Origin of the sequence: Rickettsia endosymbiont of Culicoides newsteadi (genome assembly GCF_002259525.1) — a bacterium.
GTDB lineage: Bacteria > Pseudomonadota > Alphaproteobacteria > Rickettsiales > Rickettsiaceae > Tisiphia.
Window position 1 is genome coordinate 1 of record NZ_MWZE01000076.1, and the last position, 5987, is coordinate 5987.

Sequence of the window (5987 nt, forward strand, 5' to 3'; positions counted from 1 at the left end):
CTCTTAAGAAAAATAAACCTTCCATAAATTGCAATTTCGACTTTCCTCTAAATTATAACCTTATCCCGAATTGACGTATATTGCTAAAGAACCTAACAAATCTATAAACCTAGTTGAGTCAGCATTTTTTGGTCTACCGCATTTTTCAGCCATAAGCAAAACGTTGATTACTTCAAGGCTCCAAAGTGGTGGTACCAAAGCTTTGGATTGAGTAAGAGAGTTAAGAACTATTTCGGAATAACTATCAAATTCATCTTCAAAGCACCATGACATAGTAACGGAGCAATCCAATATAAAAGATTTAGTCATTATTTTCTTCCTACTGTTATTAGCTCTTTGAGAGATAAACCAGCGAGTTTTTTTCCTTGACGAAATTCACCAAGATTTTTTATTGCTTCTTCAATATTGAATCTTTGTTGGGAAGGAATGGGCATAAGAATTGCAATTGGTGCATTATGTTTTAAAATAGTGAATTTTTCCCCATCTTTTACTCTTTTAATAAGATTAGAAAAATGTGTTTTTGCTTCAAATGCACTAATTTGGTTAGAAAGCTTTTCTTTCATAAGATTTGCTGATTAAATTAAATATAAACTAGTATTAAACTAGTTTATATTTATATCTGACAATGTCAATATTATCTGCAAAAAAAACTTGATTACCGAGTAATAAGATATCTTTCCTAATTCTACCTAAGTTTTTGGTAACCATTTATTATGCTACTTTCTTTTTTTATACCAGTATATTCAAGAGCAATATAATAATTGCTAATTTCAGAAATTCTTATGCATTCATCTATATCATAGATATTATCACTATGTTGCATCTCTTCATTTTTCGGTGCCTTTTCTCTTGCTTTTTCAATTGCTTTGCTTCTTGATTTGGCAACTACCAGGGTCATAAAGTGACGCTCTCCAAAGGAATTATTTTTATAGGAACCAAGATTTACAAAAAATAGATGATTCTCACTGACCGTAGGTTTTATTTCATCAATATGAATATTAAAACCATCAATAGTATCTGCTATAAACCAAGAATCAATATGTAATGATCCAGCTGTACCAATCCATTTGCTTTTAATCTGTTTAGACATATCTATGTTTGACTTTCCAATTACAAAAACCACATCATGTATTTCTATGTTACATCCTTCAATCTTACCACCAAGATAAAAAATGCCTAATTTAGGAGAGTTAAATATAAAATCATGAAATTGTTGCATATAAAAAACTCTATATAACAAATAAAATTATTTATAATATAGTCAATTCAGGGGAATTTGGTGCTAGGAGCGACGCATATAAGTAATAGGCGAGCATTGAGCAACAACGTCACCAACTTCTCATCAATTGACTATAGTAAAAAAGATCCTGCGTAAGGTGAGTTCAGGAGTATATAGCTTCTGCAGTATTTCAAATAAAAAAGTATTAGGGAAATTTTACAGTTAGTAATATAATCATCTTTATACTAAATAAATTTATACAAAGATCAATGACTATTTTTTTGATAATCATTATTGTTCTAATGATAGGATGTTCCGCACTACTCTCAGCCACTGAAACGGCTATAACCGCCTCGTCTCCTGGGAAAATACAAAAATTTAAGGCAGAAGGTATTAAACGTGCCACGATTGTATTACAAGTTCTAAAGAAAAAAGAAAAAGTAATTGGTACATTACTAATTGGCAATACCTTATTTAATACTGTCTGTACTACGATTGCTACCAGTATATTTATCGATTGGCTAGGTGATAATGGGACTATTGCGGCATCAGCAATTATGGCTTTCTTGATAATTGTTTTTGGTGAAATCATACCAAAAGCTATTGCTGTAGCAAAAGCAGAACAGTTAGCGTTATTCACTTCTCCAGCCATTATATATCTTTTAAACATTTTGAGACCAATTAACTATATCTTTGAATTGATAGTTAAAGGGTTTTGTTTTATTTTTCGTATTAATCTGCAACAAAATATCTCAGGAACAGAAGAAGTTAGGGGAGTTATTGAGCATTATCATCAAGAAGGTAATGTTTATAAATCTGACCGTGATATGTTAGGCGGTATATTAGATATTAGGAAAATGACAGTATCTGAAATTATGATACACCGAAGTAATGTCGTAGCCATCAATATAGATTTGCCTAAAGAGGAGATAGTAAGGAAAGCATTATTGTCCAGCCCTCATACAAGAATACCATTATGGAAAGACACTCAGGACAACATAATTGGTGTACTTCACATACGAGATACGCTCCGAGCTCTTTATGAAAAAAATAATGATGTAAAAAAAATTAATATCGAGGAATTGATAAGTCAGCCTTGGTTTATACCTGATAACGCTTTGGTCACTCATCAACTTCATGCTTTTAGAGAAAGAAAAAACCATTTTGCTTGTGTTGTTGACGAATATGGCGATTTACAAGGTATTATTACTTTAGAAGACATTTTAGAAGAGATTGTTGGCCCTATTATTGATGAACATGATTATCCTATTGACACAATTGTAAAGAAATCTGAAGTGGAATTTATTATTGACGGCTCTGTAACTATAAGAGATGTAAATAGAGAACTAAATTGGAATTTACCTGATTATAATGCAAATACCATAGCCGGCTTAATTATCCATGAACTTGAGCGTATTCCTAATCAAGGGGAATCTATAAAAATATTTAATTTAAGTATTACTATTAGCAAAAAAGTAGGCAATAGGCTTGATAGCATAAAAGTTATTGTTTTACCAAATAAAGAATCTGAAAGTGATTAGTAATTTTGGTAATTATTTACAAATATTGGCAATGCTGTTCAGTATACTAGCAGTTATTACCGCTTCATATCGTACAGGTACTTTATTTTTTTACTGTAGCTGGCTGTCAACATTACTATCTTTTTTGCTATTAGTATGTGGATTTATTATATCGGATTTTTCTATACAGAATATTTTTTTTAATTCGAGTACATTAAAGCCTTTAGGATTTAAAATCGCGGCTAGTTGGGCGAGTCATGAGGGGTCTATTCTGTTGTGGCTATGTTTATTGCAAACTATAGGCGTTATTTATATTGCACTATTTAATAGCCGTCCAACTCGAGTCTACCACATAATTGTACTAGCACTAATACAAATACTGCTCAGTAGCTTCATTTATTTTACCTCCAACCCATTTGACAGCCTATCATTCCGTCCCACTCAGGGTCTCGGCTTAAACCCTATGCTTCAAGATATTGCCCTAATAATACATCCACCTATATTATATCTAGGTTCGGTCTGTTATGTCGCCCCTTTTACATCGGCTTGCGTTATGTTGCTCACCTCTAACTTAGACTCGGCTAATCTTAGAGCTATTAAAATATTTAGCAATTTAGGAATAATTTTTTTAACCTTAGGAATAGCCCTAGGATCATGGTGGGCTTATAGAGAACTCGGCTGGGGTGGCTTTTGGTTTTTTGATCCAGTAGAAAATATTTCCCTACTACCATGGTTGTCGGCTATCTCTCTACATCACTCAATCTTGGTAACAATCAAATCTGGACGAATGAAAAATTGGACGATAACCTTATCAATCATCACTTTCTTACTGGTAGTTTTGAGTACGTTCTTGGTACGCTCAGGGCTAATCACCTCAATTCACTCTTTTGCCTCATCAGCTGAGCGGGCAATCTATATGCTGGCAATATTTGCTATTATTGCCATATCAAGCTTAGTTCTACTACTAGTAAAAGGGCAAAATATCACTCAACCTAATTCGATAGGATTAGACAAACACCAATTTAAGCACAAGCTTATTGTTTGGGGCAGTATATTTTTCTTAACGGCTCTATTAGTATTACTATGTTCCACCATTTACCCCATAGTTTATTCTTTATTATATCAAGAATCTGTTACCATTAGTGAAAGATTTTTTATCAATAATTTTATAATTTTTATCATCCCAACGGTTCTACTAGCTGGTATCGCTCAAAGAAATAATAATGGATTGCTTCGTTGGTTTACGCCTCCTCGCAATGACACTAGTTTACTACTCATTTTAGTTTGTTCTTTTGCAATAACGTTTATCAGCTCATACCAAATTCAATATGGCTTCATTTCAGCATGGGCTGTAACATTTTCTCTTTTTCTAATAATACAAAATTGTTATTATGTATTAACAAAGAGCAATTTTTTTAGAACCAAACTAAAAGCCAATATTGCCATGATCTTAGGACATTTAGGCTTTGGCTTACTTGTTTTAACTATTACTGTTAATTCATTATTACAAAGTGAAGTAGATTTTATAGGCAAAGTTGGAGACAAGGTGACAGCAAAGGGATTTGAAGTTACTTTAAAAGATATTAGAGTATCATCAGCCCAAAACTATTATCGGCAAATTGCTGAATTTTGGATTCAGGATCAACAAAATAATATCACTATATTAAAGCCTGAAAATAGATTTTATATAATAGAAAAACAACTATCCCAAGAAAGTAATATATATTCTTATTTAACTTATGATCTTTACGCGGTGTTAAGTAAAATTGATGATGATGTAATTCATGCAAAAATATATTACAAACCGATGATGAGTCTTATCTGGCTATCTATTATACTTATAGCCGGAGGATTGTTAATCGGATTATTTAATAAACTTAGTATATAACTAACCAGATTATGATTAGTTTTATTCTTACAAAACACTCAAAAAAAAAAAATAGCTTCTTAATAATCGTGATAGCATTGAAAAATTTTATCTTAAGTCTGAGAATATAGTGAATTAACTTGAATTAGGTACAAAGTGGCTACATATTGTTTATAATTTCCTAGTTTATCGGTCGCGATCGCGACCGATAAACTATATACTTTGAATACGGTCTTAATGATAATAAATTCTCAAGGAAAAATGAAAATTCAAGAAAAGGGGATTCAAAAGCTATCAAATATTGATAGGCAAGAGCTAAAAAAAATATTTGATTAAAATTATAGAAAAAATATAAAAAGTTCGCGGCCGCGAACTTAGGTTATGCTGAAAATATTGTTCTAGAAATGTTTCTTACTAGTACTACAGTTGTAGTTTAGATGTGAGCATTCACGATTTTTTTTGCTATTTTTTGTAATGAATAAAAAAACCTGATCACCAAGCGTCATTGCGAGCTGATGTATCCCCACGAAATTGTTGCAAAATAGCAAGAATTGATAGAATATCATCATTATTTAATGATGATGGAGATAGTAGGTTATGGATGTAAAAACAGTATTAAATGAAGTAATAAAAGAACATTGCCCTTTTATACATAATAATCGTTTAAATGCGTTACTTGATGTTTCAGAAGGCTTGCGATATAGTCAGAATTTGTCTTTGAGTGCAATTGGCAGGAACTTGAGTGGTGATAGTAAAGTGAAACATAAAATAAAAAAAGTTGATAGATGCATAGGTAACAAACATTTATATAACGAGGTTGATAGTCTCTATAGTGCTTTATCATATTTCATATTTGAGTTTATCAAGCATTCTAATGATGAAAGCGTTGTGATTGATTTATGTTATCTTAAAGATGATCGCATGGTACAAATGCTAAGTACTTAATTTTGTACAAGAAGGATGAGTTTACCTTTGTATCAAGATGTGTTTGAAGAAGGTGAATTAAAGGGCAGAACGGTAGAATTTCTAAATAAATTAAAGAGTATAATACCTGATGGTAAAAAGGTAATTGTGATTATGGACGCTGGCTTTCATATTGAATGGTTTAAGGAAATAGAAAAACAAGTGTGGAGTTGGGTGTGTCGGGTACGACAAGGAAAAGATTTAAAATTAGCTAAGAATGAGGATTGGATATCAGTTGAAAATTTCATGCCATCAATTGGTTCAAAAACGATGGAATGTGGTACGATTCTGCTAACCAAAGCTCATAAATATTCCTGCAGAATGGTTACAACTTACGTCAATTCGGGATAAGGGATAAGAAAAAATAAAGGAGATATAGGAGTTGCAAGGAGTTAATGCCTGTGATAAATGTTTTTTT

At 31.9% G+C, this 5987-nt stretch carries 7 protein-coding genes; 4 read left to right on the top strand and 3 right to left on the bottom strand.

Going from position 1 to position 5987, the window contains the following annotated elements; translation table 11 throughout:
• Positions 1-60 precede the first annotated feature (60 nt).
• The 3 genes from RiCNE_RS05405 to RiCNE_RS05415 form a co-directional block, all read right to left on the bottom strand.
• On the bottom strand, positions 61-309 hold the full coding sequence (locus tag RiCNE_RS05405; RefSeq protein ID WP_094649577.1) for a type II toxin-antitoxin system VapC family toxin: 249 nt from the start codon (positions 307-309) through the stop codon (positions 61-63).
• Positions 309-563 carry a type II toxin-antitoxin system Phd/YefM family antitoxin gene (locus RiCNE_RS05410; protein ID WP_094649578.1) on the bottom strand — a complete coding sequence of 85 codons (255 nt, stop codon included), beginning with the start codon at positions 561-563 and terminating at the stop codon, positions 309-311. The genes RiCNE_RS05405 and RiCNE_RS05410 overlap by 1 nt, the downstream gene beginning before the upstream one ends.
• A 122-nt stretch (positions 564-685) precedes the next feature.
• Complete coding sequence (locus tag RiCNE_RS05415) at positions 686-1219, bottom strand: DUF1543 domain-containing protein (protein WP_094649579.1); 534 nt, start codon at positions 1217-1219, stop codon at positions 686-688.
• A 269-nt stretch (positions 1220-1488) separates the two neighbouring features.
• Here RiCNE_RS05415 and RiCNE_RS05420 point away from each other — a divergent pair, with 269 nt between their 5' ends.
• From RiCNE_RS05420 to RiCNE_RS05435, 4 genes are all read left to right on the top strand, one after another.
• Entirely contained in the window at positions 1489-2760 is a 1272-nt protein-coding gene (locus RiCNE_RS05420) for an HlyC/CorC family transporter (protein WP_094649580.1), read from the top strand.
• Positions 2761-2884: 124 nt separating this feature from the next.
• The gene (locus RiCNE_RS05425) at positions 2885-4627 is read left to right on the top strand and encodes a heme lyase CcmF/NrfE family subunit (RefSeq protein ID WP_410525746.1); all 1743 of its coding nucleotides are present in this window, start codon (positions 2885-2887) and stop codon (positions 4625-4627) included.
• A 576-nt stretch (positions 4628-5203) separates the two neighbouring features.
• Positions 5204-5551, top strand: coding sequence for a hypothetical protein (locus RiCNE_RS05430; RefSeq protein WP_094649581.1), 348 nt, complete (start codon positions 5204-5206; stop codon positions 5549-5551).
• Positions 5552-5566: 15 nt separating this feature from the next.
• Positions 5567-5920, top strand: coding sequence for a transposase (locus RiCNE_RS05435; protein ID WP_094649582.1), 354 nt, complete (start codon positions 5567-5569; stop codon positions 5918-5920).
• Positions 5921-5987: the final 67 nt, after the last annotated feature.